The organism is Streptomyces griseicoloratus, assembly GCF_014534645.1.
In the GTDB taxonomy this organism is placed as follows: Bacteria; Actinomycetota; Actinomycetes; order Streptomycetales; family Streptomycetaceae; genus Streptomyces; species Streptomyces griseicoloratus.
Genome location: NZ_JACVQF010000210.1, coordinates 1 through 13,335 on the forward strand (window position 1 = coordinate 1; position 13,335 = coordinate 13,335).

The following is a 13,335-nucleotide window of genomic DNA, read 5'->3' on the forward strand; positions in this document are numbered from 1 at the left end:
GTGCTTTCCAGGTTCCCGCTTCCGCGTTTCCCTTTCCGGCGGTTCCGACTTTATCAGAAGTTCTGACTCGGAGTTTTCCGCCCCGCCGTGGACTCGCTCCACCGCACGAGGTGGTGGGGTTCCCGGTCGGGAGGAGTTGTAAACGTACTGGAGCGGGGCGCCCCGATGCAAATCGTGGCGCCCCGCTCCTGGTTCACGCGGACGGGTGTCCGACGGTCCGTCAGACCTCCACCACCACAGGGAGGATCATCGGGCGGCGTCGGTAGGTGTCCGAGACCCACTTGCCGAGGGTCCTTCGCACCAGCTGCTGGAGCTGGTGGGGCTCCACGACGCCGTCCTGCGCCGAACGCTCCAGCGCTTCCGTGATCTTGGGGATCACCTCGCCGAATGCCGAGTCCTCGATGCCGGAGCCGCGCGCCTGGACGTGCGGGCCTCCGGTGATCTTTCCGGTGGACGAGTCGATGACCACGAAGACCGAGATGATGCCCTCGTCACCGAGGATCTTGCGGTCCTTGAGCGCCGGCTCGCCGACGTCGCCGACGGAGAGGCCGTCGACGTACACGTATCCCGCCTGGACCTTGCCGGAGATCTTCGCCTTGCCCTCGACGAGGTCGACCGCCACGCCGTCCTCGGCGATGACGATGCGGTCGTGGGGGACGCCGGTCATGGCGCCCAGTTCGGCGTTGGCGCGCAGGTGGCGCCATTCGCCGTGAACCGGCATCAGGTTCTTCGGGCGGCAGATGTTGTAGAAGTACAGCAGCTCGCCGGCCGAGGCGTGGCCCGAGACGTGGACCTTGGCGTTGCCCTTGTGGACGACGTTCGCGCCCCAGCGGGTCAGGCCGTTGATCACGCGGTAGACCGCGTTCTCGTTGCCGGGGATGAGGGACGACGCCAGGATCACCGTGTCGCCCTCGACGATGCGGATCTGGTGGTCCCGGTTGGCCATGCGGGACAGGGCGGCCATCGGTTCGCCCTGCGAGCCCGTGCAGACCAGGACGACCTCGTTGTCGGGGAGGTCGTCGAGGGTCTTGACGTCCACGACCAGGCCCGGCGGGACCTTCAGGTAGCCGAGGTCCCGGGCGATGCCCATGTTGCGGACCATGGAGCGGCCGACGAAGGCGACCCGGCGGCCGTACTCGTACGCCGCGTCCAGGATCTGCTGGATGCGGTGGACGTGGCTGGCGAAGCTCGCCACGATGATCCGCTTCCGGGCGCCGGCGAAGACCTGGCGCAGGACGCCCGAGATGTCCCGCTCGTGCGGGGTGAAACCGGGGACCTCGGCGTTCGTGGAGTCGGTGAGGAGGAGGTCGATCCCCTCCTCGCTCAGACGTGCGAACGCGTGGAGGTCCGTGAGGCGGTTGTCCAGCGGGAGCTGGTCCATCTTGAAGTCGCCGGTGTGGACGGCCATGCCCGCAGGGGTGCGGATGGCCACGGCCAGCGCGTCGGGGATGGAGTGGTTGACCGCGACGAACTCGCAGTCGAAGGGGCCGATGCGCTCCCGGTTCCCCTCCGCCACCTCGAGGGTGTACGGGCGGATGCGGTGTTCCTGGAGCTTGGCCTCGATGAGGGCCAGGGTGAGCTTGGAACCGATCAGCGGGATGTCCGGCTTCTCGCGCAGGAGGAACGGGACGCCACCGATGTGGTCCTCGTGGCCGTGGGTGAGGACGATGCCCTCGATGTCGTCGAGACGGTCCCGGATGGACGAGAAGTCCGGCAGGATCAGGTCGATTCCGGGCTGCTCCTCCTCGGGGAAGAGCACTCCGCAGTCGACGATCAGCAGGCGGCCGCCGTACTCGAAGACCGTCATGTTCCGGCCGATCTCACCGAGACCGCCGAGTGGGGTGACCCGCAGGCCGCCTTCGGGGAGCGGCGGGGGCGGGCCCAGTTCGGGATGCGGATGACTCAAAAGACTCTCCTCACCACGCGCGCCACGTACCGGTGTGGCACGTGGCGCGCGTGACGTTCGTGCAGAAGCAATTGTCGTTGTGGGTGCAGGCACCGGTGGCCTGCCTATTCAGTTGTGAAGTCCGGTCGTGCGGTCGTGCCAAGTCCGATGTCAGAGCTGTACCCCGCCGGCGGCAAGATCGATCTTGAGCTGTTCGGTTTCCTCTGCCGTCAGCTCGACCATGGGCGCGCGCAGCGGTCCGGCGGGCAGGCCCTGGAGGGCCAGTGCGGCCTTGGTGGTCATGACGCCCTGGGTGCGGAACATGCCGGTGAAGACCGGGAGCAGCTTCTGGTGGATCTCCGTCGCCTTGTGCACGTCGCCCGCGACGAACGCCTCCACCATGGAGCGCAGTTCGGGGGTGACCACGTGGCCGACGACGGAGACGAAGCCGACCGCGCCCACGGAGAGCAGGGGCAGGTTGAGCATGTCGTCGCCGGAGTACCAGGCGAGGCCGGAGCGCGCGATGGCCCAGCTCGCGCGGCCGAGGTCGCCCTTGGCGTCCTTGTTGGCGACGATCCGCGGGTGCTCGGCGAGGCGGACGAGCGTCTCGGTGTTGATGGGGACGCCGCTGCGGCCGGGGATGTCGTAGAGCATGACCGGCAGCCCGGAGGCGTCGGCGATGGCCTTGAAGTGCCGGTACAGGCCCTCCTGAGGGGGCTTGTTGTAGTACGGCGTGACGACCAGCAGGCCGTGCGCGCCGGTGCGCTCGGCGGCGCGGGCGAGCTCGATGCTGTGCTGGGTGTTGTTCGTGCCGACGCCGGCGACGACGTGGGCACGGTCGCCGACGGCCTCCAGGACGGCTCGTACCAGGTCCGATTTCTCCGCGTCGCTGGTGGTGGGGGACTCGCCGGTGGTGCCGTTGATGATCAGGCCGTCGTTGCCTGCGTCCACCAGGTGGGCGGCGAGCCGCTGCGCGCCGTCGAGGTCGAGTGCGCCGTCCGCCGTGAAGGGCGTGACCATGGCGGTGAGGACCCTCCCGAAGGGGGTCTGCGGAGTGGAGGTCGGAGCCATGGGTTACACGCTACTCGTTGCTCAGGGCGGGGTCTGCCCTCGGGGGATGCGGCAGGCCTGGACAGAGGTGGAGCCCGGCACTGCCTGCTCGGGGGTTCAAGCAGTGCCGGGTCCCTTTGATCAGGCTAGATGAACTTCTCCAAACGCCGCAATACGGACACTTCGCGAGGCTGATGCGCACATCTGTCCCCGCCCGGGAGGCGCAGGGGCGTTACGGCGCCACGCGTCCGTTCGCGTTGAAGGCGGCGTACGTGAGCGGCATGAGGCGGGCCCACTCGGCCTCCATGCGCTCGCCGACCATCTCGATCTCGCGCTGCGGGAAGGAGGGGACCTTGGCCAGCTCGTGCTGGGTACGCAGGCCGAGGAAGTGCATCAGCGAGCGAGCGTTGCAGGTGGCGTACATCGAGGAGTACAGGCCGACGGGCAGCACCGAGCGGGCGACCTCGCGGGCCACGCCGGCGGCGAGCATCTCCTGGTAGGTCCGGTAGGCCTGGAGGTAGGAGTCCTCCATGGACCGGCTGACCAGCTCGTGCTGTTCGGGGGTGCCCTCGACGAAGACGTACTTGCCGGGCCGGCCCTGCTGGACCAGCTTGCGGGAGGCGTCGGGGACGTAGAAGACCGGCTGGAGCTCCCGGTAGCGGCCCGACTCCTCGTTGTACGACCAGCCCACGCGGTGCCGCATGAACTCGCGGAAGACGAAGATCGGGGCGCTGACGAAGAAGGTCATCGAGTTGTGCTCGAACGGGCTGCCGTGCCGGTCCCGCATCAGGAAGTTGATCAGGCCCTTGGAGCGCTCCGGGTCCTTCTTCAGCTCGTCCAGGGACTGCTCCCCGGCGGTCGAGACGCGGGCGGCGAACAGCACGTCGGCGTCGGTCGCGCTGCTCTTCACCAGCTCTACGGTGACGTCGCTGCGGAGTTCGATCTTGAAATCGTCGGCGGGGGTGTCGGTCACGGTGTGGAGGGCCTTCCCATCTCGTCGCTTGGCGAAGCCACTCTACGTGCCGCCAAACGGGGCGTTCGGTGGCGTGCGCGATGAAATCGGTGAAAGAGGGCACCCGCGAGGTCGTTCGTTCGTCTGTATGAGTAACAACGATCCACCCGATCTCTGGATCCCTCGATCCCTCGATCCCGGAAGGAGACGCACCCCCGATGATCCGTCGGCGTGAACCCGTCCCGTTCGCCTTCGTCGCCGAAGCCGACAGGTTCCGCAGCAATGTCACTCCGCCGCCCCGCGAGCGGGCGTCCTTCGGTCAGATAGCCGGGCGCTGGCTGCTGGGCCTCACCATCGTCGCCGGGCTCGTGGGCTCCCTGGTCATCGGGATGCCGGCGCTCTCGTCCGAGCAGCCCTCCGCGCAGACCCAGCAGTCGCAGGCGTCCGACGGACGCTGAGGCGTCACCGGCCCGGCGCCGACCCTCCCTGCGGACCCCGATGGTGGTGACGGGAGACACAGGCCGATAACCTCACCGGGCACAGCCCACGCCATGGACGAGTGAGGACCAGCCGTGCCCCTGCCCTTCCTGACGGCCGACCGCGCCTTCGACACGACCGACGATGTGTCGCTCCCCCACCACGACCGGGAGAGCTGGCGCCGCCCCTACCGGCCGGGGCCGTGGCGCGTCGGCGCGGCCGCGCTGATGCTGCTGCTCGCGTCGTTCGTGCTGCTCGCCGGCGTCATCATCGCGGCGACGGGCTCGATGTCCTCCGCCGGCGTGGTCTTCGGCCTCGCGGCGGTCGTGATCGCCTGTGCGCTGCGACTGCTGCGCATGGGGACGTGGGTGAGTGCGCACGGGCTGCGTCAGGTGGCCTTCTTCACCACCCGTACGGCCTCCTGGCCGCAGGTCGGCAGCGTGCGGACGGTGCAGCAGCCGGTGCGCTGGCTCGGGCTGCCGCGCACGGTGCAGGGGCAGGCGCTCGTGCTCGCCCGGCAGGGCGGGGGCTCGGGCGCCGTGACGCCGCTGCTGACCACCCACAACGCGGACTTCCTCGCGCGGGCGGAGGCCTTCGACCGGGCGGCCGACACCGTGGAGGCGTGGGCCGACGAGTACCGGCGCGGCTGAGCGAGTGACGAACGGCGGTGGCCCGGTCCGCACACGCGGACCGGGCCACCGGCGTCTGAACCGGCTGATGCGAACGAGCCGCTCAGGCCGTCTCGACGCGTTTGCCGTCGTGCAGGGCGATCGCCCGCTGCATCGCCTTGCGGGCGCGCGGGGTGTCCCGGGCGTCGTGGTAGGCGACGGCGAGACGGAACCAGCTGCGCCAGTCGTCGGGCGCGTCCTCCGTCTCGGCCTTGCGCCTGGCGAAGACCTCGTCGGCCGAGTCGCGGTCGACCCGGCCGCTGGGGGTGCGCCTGAGCTCGTCGACGGGCAGTCCGCCCTCGGCGTCGAGTTCGGCGGCGAGCTGGTTGGCCCTGCGGACGAACTGGGTGTTCTTCCAGAGGAACCACAGCCCGATCACCGGCAGGACGAGCACCGCGACGCCGAAGACGACGGTGATCGGCGTACCGGTTTCGATGAGCATCACACCGCGGCTGCCGACCAGGGCGAAGTAGAAGACCAGGACGGCGGCCGTGATGACGTAGGAGATCTTCGCGCGCATGGCTGTCCGGGGCTCAGTTCAGGTCCAGGAAGTGTTCCAGGCCGAAGGTCAGGCCCGGGGTGCTCACCACGCGGCGCGCGCCCAGCAGGATGCCGGGCATGAAGCTGCTGTGGTGCAGGGAGTCGTGCCGGACGGTGAGGGTCTCGCCCTCGCCGCCGAGCAGGACCTCCTGGTGGGCGAGCAGGCCGCGCAGGCGGACCGCGTGCACCGGGACCCCGTCGACGTTCGCGCCGCGGGCGCCCTCCAGGGCGGTGGCAGTGGCGTCGGGCGCCGGAGCGGTGCCTGCCTTCTGCCGTGCCTCGGCGATGAGCTGGGCCGTGCGCGTGGCCGTGCCGCTGGGGGCGTCGACCTTGTTGGGGTGGTGCAGCTCCACCACCTCGACGGACTCGAAGTAGGGGGCGGCGATCTGCGCGAACTTCATGGTCAGCACGGCCCCGATGGAGAAGTTCGGCGCGATGAGGACGCCGGTCCCCGGGGACCGGTCGAGCCAGCCCTTCAGCTGCGCGAGGCGCTCGTCGGTCCAGCCGGTGGTGCCGACGACGGCGTGGATGCCGTGGCGCACGCAGTAGTCGAGGTTGTCCATGACGGACGCCGGGGTGGTCAGCTCGACGGCGACCTGCGCGCCGGTCTCGGCCAGCGTCTCCAGCTTGTCGCCCCGGCCGAGGGCGGCGACCAGTTCCATGTCCTCGGCGGCCTCGACCGCCCGTACCGCCTCGGACCCGATGCGGCCCTTGGCGCCGAGGACCGCCACGCGCAGCTTGCTCATGTCTGTTGCTTCCTTACCGGAGGGGTTGGGGCCTGTCCGACCTAGGCGACGGCGTCGTGCAGCCGGGACGCCTGCCTGTCCTTGAGCGGGCCGATGACCGAGAGCGAGGGCCGCCGTCCCAGGATGTCGCGGGCGACCTCGCGGACGTCGTCCGGCGTGACCGAGGCTATCCGGGCCAGCATGTCGTCGACGGACATCTGCTCGCCCCAGCACAGCTCGCTCTTGCCGATACGGTTCATCAGCGCGCCCGTGTCCTCCAGGCCGAGGACCGTGGAGCCCTGGAGCTGGCCGATGGCGCGGCCGATCTCGTCGTCGGACAGACCGTGCTCGGCGACGTGGTCGAGCTCGTCGCGGCAGATCTTCAGCACGTCGTGCACCTGGGAGGGCCGGCAGCCGGCGTACACGCCGAACAGTCCGCAGTCGGCGAAGCCGGAGGTGTACGAGTACACGCTGTAGGCCAGGCCGCGCTTCTCGCGGACCTCCTGGAAGAGCCGCGAGGACATGCCGCCGCCGAGGGCGGTGTTGAGGACGCCCATGGCCCAGCGGCGGTCGTCGGTGCGGGCCAGGCCCGGCATGCCGAGGATGACGTGGGCCTGCTCGGTCTTGCGCCCGATGAGCTCGACGCGGCCCGCGGTGCGGATGGTGCGCCGGCCGGCGCGCGGGCCGATGGGCCGGGCCGCCGGGTCCTTGAAGGCGCCGGCCTTCTCGAAGGCGGCGCGGACCTGGCGGACGACCTTGTTGTGGTCGATGTTGCCGGCGCAGGCGACCACGAGGTGGGTGGGGTCGTAGTGCTTCCTGTAGAAGCGGCGGATGCGGTCGGCGGTGAGGGCGTTGACCGTGTCGACCGTGCCGAGGACGGGGCGGCCGAGGGCGTTGTCGCCGAACATGGTGTGCGCGAACAGGTCGTGCACGCAGTCGCCCGGGTCGTCCTCGGTCATGGCGATCTCTTCGAGGATGGCGCCGCGCTCGACGTCGACGTCCTCTTCGAGGATGAGCGAGTCCGTCAGCATGTCGCAGACCACGTCGATGGCGAGCGGCAGGTCGGTGTCGAGCACGCGTGCGTAGTAGCACGTGTACTCCTTGGCCGTGAACGCGTTCATCTCGCCGCCGACCGCGTCGAGGGCGGAGGAGATGTCCAGGGCGGACCTGCGGTTCGTGCCCTTGAAGAGCAGGTGCTCCAGGTAGTGCGTGGCTCCGTTCAGCGCCGGGGTCTCGTCGCGGGAGCCGACGTGCGCCCAGATGCCGAAGGTCGCGGAGCGCACCGAGGGCAGGGTTTCGGTGACGATGCGCAGGCCGCCGGGGAGGGTGGTCTTGCGGACCGTGCCGATGCCGTTCTCACCCTTGATGAGGGTTTGGGTACGGGCGACGGCCCGCGCCTCCGAGGAGGTGCGGGCCGTCGCCTTGGAGCTACGGGACGTCACTTGTCGGCGTCGTCCTTCTTCGTCTCGTCGGTGGCCTCTTCGCCCTCGATCACGGGGATGAGGGAGAGCTTGCCGCGGGAGTCGATCTCGGCGATCTCGACCTGGACCTTCTGGCCCACGCCGAGCACGTCCTCGACGTTCTCCACGCGCTTGCCGCCGGCCAGCTTGCGGATCTGCGAGATGTGCAGCAGACCGTCCTTGCCGGGCAGCAGGGAGACGAACGCACCGAAGGTGGTCGTCTTCACGACCGTGCCCAGGTAGCGCTCGCCGACCTCGGGCATCGTCGGGTTGGCGATGCCGTTGATCGTGGTGCGGGCGGCCTCGGCGGACGGGCCGTCGGCGGCACCGATGTAGATCGTGCCGTCGTCCTCGATGGTGATCTCGGCGCCCGTGTCCTCCTGGATCTGGTTGATCATCTTGCCCTTGGGGCCGATGACCTCGCCGATCTTGTCGACCGGGATCTTGACGGTGATGATCCGCGGGGCGTGCGGGGACATCTCGTCGGGCCGGTCGATGGCCTCCATCATCACGTCGAGGATGTGGAGGCGGGCGTCACGGGCCTGCTTGAGGGCGGCGGCCAGGACGGAGGCCGGGATGCCGTCCAGCTTGGTGTCGAGCTGGAGGGCGGTCACGAACTCCTTGGTGCCGGCGACCTTGAAGTCCATGTCGCCGAAGGCGTCCTCCGCACCGAGGATGTCGGTGAGGGTGACGTAGTGCGTCTCGCCCTCGATCTCCTGGGAGATCAGGCCCATGGCGATACCGGCGACCGGGGCCTTCAGCGGCACACCGGCGTTCAGCAGCGACATGGTGGAGGCGCAGACGGAGCCCATGGACGTCGAGCCGTTGGAGCCGAGGGCCTCGGACACCTGGCGGATCGCGTACGGGAACTCCTCGCGCGTCGGCAGCACCGGCACGAGCGCGCGCTCGGCGAGGGCGCCGTGGCCGATCTCGCGGCGCTTCGGGGAGCCGACGCGGCCGGTCTCACCGGTGGAGTACGGCGGGAAGTTGTAGTTGTGCATGTAGCGCTTGCGGGTCACCGGCGAGAGGGTGTCCAGCTGCTGCTCCATGCGGAGCATGTTGAGGGTGGTGACGCCCAGGATCTGGGTCTCGCCACGCTCGAACAGGGCCGAACCGTGGACCCGCGGGATGGCCTCGACCTCGGCGGCCAGGGTGCGGATGTCGGTGACACCGCGGCCGTCGATGCGCTTCTTCTCCTTGATGACGCGCTCACGGACCAGGGTCTTGGTCAGCGAGCGGTACGCGGCGGAGATCTCCTTCTCGCGGCCCTCGAACTCCGGCAGGAGCTTCTCGGCGGCCAGCGCCTTGACGCGGTCCAGCTCGGACTCGCGCTCCTGCTTGCCGGCGATGGTGAGCGCCTGGGCCAGCTCGGGGCGGACGGCGGCGGTGAGCGCCTCCAGGACGTCGTCCTCGTAGTCCAGGAAGATCGGGAACTCGGCGGTCGGCTTGGCGGCCTTCGCGGCGAGGTCGGCCTGGGCCCGGCAGAGCACCTTGATGAAGGGCTTCGCGGCGTCCAGACCGGCGGCGACGACCTCCTCGGTGGGCGCCTCGGCGCCGCCCTCGACCAGCTTGATGGTCTGCTCGGTGGCCTCGGCCTCGACCATCATGATCGCGACATCGCCGTCCTCCAGGACGCGGCCCGCGACGACCATGTCGAAGACGGCGTCCTCGAGCTCTGTGTGCGTCGGGAAGGCCACCCACTGGCCGCGGATCAGCGCGACGCGGACGCCGCCGATCGGACCGGAGAAGGGCAGGCCGGCCAGCTGCGTCGACGCGGAGGCGGCGTTGATCGCCACGACGTCGTACAGGTGGTCGGGGTTGAGCGCCATGATCGTGGCGACGACCTGGATCTCGTTGCGCAGGCCCTTCTTGAAGGACGGGCGCAGCGGGCGGTCGATGAGACGGCAGGTGAGGATGGCGTCCTCGGACGGCCGGCCCTCACGGCGGAAGAAGCTGCCGGGGATCTTGCCGGCGGCGTACATCCGCTCCTCGACGTCCACCGTGAGCGGGAAGAAGTCGAGCTGGTCCTTGGGGTTCTTGGATGCGGTGGTGGCCGACAGCACCATGGTGTCGTCGTCCAGGTACGCCACGGCGGAGCCGGCGGCCTGCTTGGCCAGGCGGCCCGTCTCGAAGCGGATGGTGCGGGTGCCGAAGGCGCCGTTGTCGATGACGGCCTCGGCGTAGTGGGTCTCGTTCTCCACTAGCGTTTTCTCCTCGTCTTCGTCCCTCCTCACCCGTGTGGCGGGGGGACGGTGGCGGAGAAGCGCTCCGTCCGATGCGGGCCGGTCTTCGATCGAAGCACCCGGGGTTCTGCCCCCGGGGGCCACTACCGAGGACCGGCGGCGGCGACGCGCTCCTCCTCGTTTCGTTCGGTGCGTGAGGGCACTACCCGGTGCGGGTGGCCCCTATCACGCTGTGTCGTACGTCTTGCGTTGTGCTACCACAGTACAAAGCGTCGGTGACACTGCGCACGTACAGCAAAGGGAGCGGCCCCCGAACGATGGGAACCGCTCCCTCCACGGCGTCTTACTTGGCGCCCGCCGCACCGCGGCGGATGCCGAGGCGGTCGACCAGCGCACGGAAGCGCTGGATGTCCTTCTTGGCCAGGTACTGCAGCAGCCGGCGGCGCTGACCGACCAGGATGAGCAGACCACGGCGGGAGTGGTGGTCGTGCTTGTGGGTCTTGAGGTGCTCGGTCAGGTCGGAGATCCGACGGGACAGCAGAGCGACCTGGACCTCGGGGGAGCCGGTGTCACCCTCCTTGGTACCGAACTCGGAGATGATCTGCTTCTTCACTGCGGCGTCGAGCGACACGCGTACTCCTCTGGGTCTTGATGGGCCTCCGAGTGCCCCCGGTCTGCTTCTCGGGGGATCTTCCGTGACTCGGAAGGCGGGGATCCGCTGGGCGCGGCCTCCAGGGCCTGGGGGGCTCCGGGGGTGCGTACACAAACGGCCGTCACACAGCGTACCAGCCTCGGCGGACGCCTCCGGCTTCGCCGCCGCAGGTACGTACTTACGGGTACGCACATCGGCGAACCGCTGAGCAGGGACAACGGTGGCAAGTAGGGTGACCGCACAGCTCGTTGACCCCCCATGGAAGGACCGGAACCGCGATGGCCGACGCCGAGGACAGGGAACTCAAAGCGCGCAAGGAGCGGGAGAGGGACGAGCTGTACGCCCTCGACATCTCCGGCGTCGAATGGCTGAGCGCTCCCGGTACCGAGGAACACGAGGAGCGGGTCGAGATCGCGTACCTTCCCGGCGGCGCCGTGGCCATGCGGTCGTCGCTCGACCCGGACACCGTGCTGCGGTACACGGAGGCGGAGTGGCGGGCGTTCGTACTGGGCGCGCGGGACGGGGAATTCGACCTGGAGCCGGCGCCGCGCAGCGGGGAGACCGGCGGCGAGTGACGCACGGCGCGGCGCGGGCTGCCCGGTTCCTTCCGGCCGACGCCCGCACCGTGAGTGGGCGCGCCGGTGTGGAGGAACCCACCCGTGCGGCCGGGTGCCCTGCCCGTGCGACGGGACGGGGCCATTGTCCGTGCGACGAGGCCCCTGTCCCTGCGGCGGGGCCCCTGTCCGTGGGTGGCAAGGGACGCTCCGCCCGCTGGGCCGTCCCCCGCGTCCTGCGCCAATTGCCCCCATCGACCGCGCCGCGGCGTAGACAGTGAGCGCGCCGGTACGGAGGGACCCACCCGTGTCGCCGGGTGCCCTGCCCGTGCCACGGGCCCCTGCCCGTACGACGGGCACCCCGGCCCGTACGGCGAAACCCTCGCCCGTACGGCGGGCCCTGTCCGTGGGCGGCCGGGGGACGCTCCGCCCGCTGGGCCGTCCCCCGCGTCCTGTGTCAGTTGCCCGCCATCGACCGCGCCGCGGCGTAGACGTCGAACACGGCGAGCGCCAGGGGGATCAGCGTGAGGAGCACGAAGGCTTCGGCGATCTCCGTGAAGCGGCCCCAGAAGGGCGTGACGCCGCGGCGAGGGATGATCAGGCCGATGGCGCAGACCAGCGCCACGGCCGCGGCGACCGCGGCCGCCAGCCAGACGCTGCGGATGTCGAGGGCCGTGGAGTCGCCCTGGAGCGCGTCGCGCACGTACTCCGCCGGCGGGTTCATCGCGAGCCCCAGGCCGAGGAAGACCAGCGAGGCCAGTCCGCCGGCCAGCGTGGCGGCGACCTGGGCGGTGTACCGGAACAGGTGGGCCCGCATCAGCAGCGCGATGCCCGTGGCGAGGGCGAGAAGCTGCGCCCAGACGTTGCCGGAGAAGCTGAGGACGATGGACGCGCCCACGGCGACGAGCGCACAGCCGCCGACCAGACCCGCGAGGAGTTCATGGCCGCGGCGGGCCTGCGCGGCGATGCGCTCGGTGTCGACGGGTTCCGGAGTGACGGATTCCTCCGTCGTGTAGGAGCCGCGCGAGTCGTCCGGCAGCTCGAAACCGATCGGGAGCCGGGCGAACCGCATGGACAGACCCGGCAGGAACGCGAGGGCGCACACCGACAGGGGGGCGCCGATCGCGGCCGTCTCCATCGGCTTCAGCTGTGTCAGCATCGCGATGAACGTCGTGAGCAGACCGACCGTGGAGCAGAAGACGAAGGCCACGAAGGGGCTGTCGCCGCCCGGCGACACCAGCGTCAGCACGACGGAGGCGACCAGGACCGCCGCGCACGCGAGGAGGAACTGCAGGCGTCCGATGCCCTGGCCCTCGGCGAGCGGCACCAGTCCCGAGCCGGCCACGGCGATGTTCGGCAGACCGCCCAGCCCCAGGGCCACCGCGGAGCCGCGGTCGTCGTAGACGCGGGCGCGGACACACGCGAAGGTGATCAGCAGGACGCCGGAGACCGCGGCGACGATGCCCTGGAGGCTGTGCATGTCGTGGCGGACCTCGGAGCTCCAGGCCACGAACGCGATCAGCAACGGCAGGACGCCCGCCCCGACCAGACCGGCGGCACGCGTGAGTTCGCCGTCCCACAGGGTGCGGTCACGGGTGACGGCCGAGGCGACCGCCTCCGAGACGTCGTCGAAGACGGCGGGCGCCAGGGATTCGGAGAACGGGCGCAGCGTGAGCAGCTCCCCGTCCAGGATGCGCTGGGCCGTGAAGGACCGGGCGCTGTCGAGGACGGTCCCGTCACGGCGCACCAGGTGGTAGCCGACCGGCGCGCCCTCGGCGGGGCTCTGCTGGGAGAACCGCAGGATCTCCGGGTACAGGTCCGCGACCGGTACGTCGTCGGGCAGTGCCACGTCGATACGGCTGTCGGGCGCCACGATGGTGACCCGGCAGAAGCCGAGCCCGGCGCCTGAGCCCGCCGGGGCTCCGGTGCCCGGTCCGCCGGCCGCGCCGGCCGGCGCGGAGGCCGTCATGCTCACCTGTTGTTCCCCCTCGTCGGTGGTTGTGCGGACACGGCGCGGTGCCGTCGCGCCCTGCCCACCGGACAACGTTCCTGTTCTGTCGTTGCACACCGCCCGCCCGCCGGCTGCGCCGTCGGTCCGCAGCCGCGGGAGACGCTCGCGTCGAACGGCGCACCGTGCACGGGCCGCCCGGCCGATTCGCAACTGCTCACACGTCTCACGGGCACCCTAC

General features: G+C 70.3%; 12 protein-coding genes. 3 read left to right on the top strand and 9 right to left on the bottom strand.

Annotated elements, in window-relative coordinates:
• Window positions 1-220: 220 nt before the first annotated feature.
• The 3 genes from H0H10_RS24300 to thyX form a co-directional block, all read right to left on the bottom strand.
• Window positions 221-1,906 (bottom strand): ribonuclease J, encoded by a 1,686-nt coding sequence (locus H0H10_RS24300; protein ID WP_188183223.1) that lies wholly within the window; start codon window positions 1,904-1,906, stop codon window positions 221-223.
• Window positions 1,907-2,056: 150 nt separating this feature from the next.
• Window positions 2,057-2,956 carry a 4-hydroxy-tetrahydrodipicolinate synthase gene (gene dapA / locus H0H10_RS24305; RefSeq protein WP_188183224.1) on the bottom strand — a complete coding sequence of 300 codons (900 nt, stop codon included), beginning with the start codon at window positions 2,954-2,956 and terminating at the stop codon, window positions 2,057-2,059.
• 211 nt (window positions 2,957-3,167) lie between these two features.
• Entirely contained in the window at window positions 3,168-3,908 is a 741-nt protein-coding gene (thyX, locus tag H0H10_RS24310) for an FAD-dependent thymidylate synthase (RefSeq protein ID WP_188183225.1), read from the bottom strand.
• A gap of 197 nt (window positions 3,909-4,105) precedes the next feature.
• Here thyX and H0H10_RS24315 point away from each other — a divergent pair, with 197 nt between their 5' ends.
• Window positions 4,106-4,345 carry a hypothetical protein gene (locus H0H10_RS24315; RefSeq protein WP_188183226.1) on the top strand — a complete coding sequence of 80 codons (240 nt, stop codon included), beginning with the start codon at window positions 4,106-4,108 and terminating at the stop codon, window positions 4,343-4,345.
• Between the two features lie 114 nt (window positions 4,346-4,459).
• Window positions 4,460-5,014, top strand: coding sequence for an SCO5741 family PH domain-containing membrane protein (locus H0H10_RS24320; protein ID WP_188183227.1), 555 nt, complete (start codon window positions 4,460-4,462; stop codon window positions 5,012-5,014).
• An 82-nt stretch (window positions 5,015-5,096) separates the two neighbouring features.
• Here the strand turns inward: H0H10_RS24320 and H0H10_RS24325 are convergent, their stop codons facing one another.
• The 5 genes from H0H10_RS24325 to rpsO form a co-directional block, all read right to left on the bottom strand.
• Window positions 5,097-5,552 (bottom strand): tetratricopeptide repeat protein, encoded by a 456-nt coding sequence (locus H0H10_RS24325; protein ID WP_188183228.1) that lies wholly within the window; start codon window positions 5,550-5,552, stop codon window positions 5,097-5,099.
• Window positions 5,553-5,565: 13 nt separating this feature from the next.
• On the bottom strand, window positions 5,566-6,318 hold the full coding sequence (gene dapB / locus H0H10_RS24330) for a 4-hydroxy-tetrahydrodipicolinate reductase (RefSeq protein WP_188183229.1): 753 nt from the start codon (window positions 6,316-6,318) through the stop codon (window positions 5,566-5,568).
• 41 nt (window positions 6,319-6,359) lie between these two features.
• The gene (locus tag H0H10_RS24335) at window positions 6,360-7,739 is read right to left on the bottom strand and encodes a M16 family metallopeptidase (protein WP_188183230.1); all 1,380 of its coding nucleotides are present in this window, start codon (window positions 7,737-7,739) and stop codon (window positions 6,360-6,362) included.
• Window positions 7,736-9,958 carry a polyribonucleotide nucleotidyltransferase gene (locus H0H10_RS24340; RefSeq protein ID WP_188183231.1) on the bottom strand — a complete coding sequence of 741 codons (2,223 nt, stop codon included), beginning with the start codon at window positions 9,956-9,958 and terminating at the stop codon, window positions 7,736-7,738. Before H0H10_RS24340 ends, H0H10_RS24335 begins: the two co-directional genes overlap by 4 nt.
• A gap of 325 nt (window positions 9,959-10,283) precedes the next feature.
• Window positions 10,284-10,571 carry a 30S ribosomal protein S15 gene (gene rpsO / locus H0H10_RS24345; protein ID WP_004924725.1) on the bottom strand — a complete coding sequence of 96 codons (288 nt, stop codon included), beginning with the start codon at window positions 10,569-10,571 and terminating at the stop codon, window positions 10,284-10,286.
• A gap of 299 nt (window positions 10,572-10,870) precedes the next feature.
• Between rpsO and H0H10_RS24350 the strand changes: the two genes are divergently transcribed.
• The gene (locus H0H10_RS24350; protein ID WP_188183232.1) at window positions 10,871-11,167 is read left to right on the top strand and encodes a DUF397 domain-containing protein; all 297 of its coding nucleotides are present in this window, start codon (window positions 10,871-10,873) and stop codon (window positions 11,165-11,167) included.
• Between the two features lie 436 nt (window positions 11,168-11,603).
• On the opposite strand, the gene eccD is transcribed toward H0H10_RS24350, so the two are convergent.
• Entirely contained in the window at window positions 11,604-13,115 is a 1,512-nt protein-coding gene (eccD, locus tag H0H10_RS24355; protein WP_188183261.1) for a type VII secretion integral membrane protein EccD, read from the bottom strand.
• Between the last annotated feature and the right edge of the window lie 220 nt (window positions 13,116-13,335).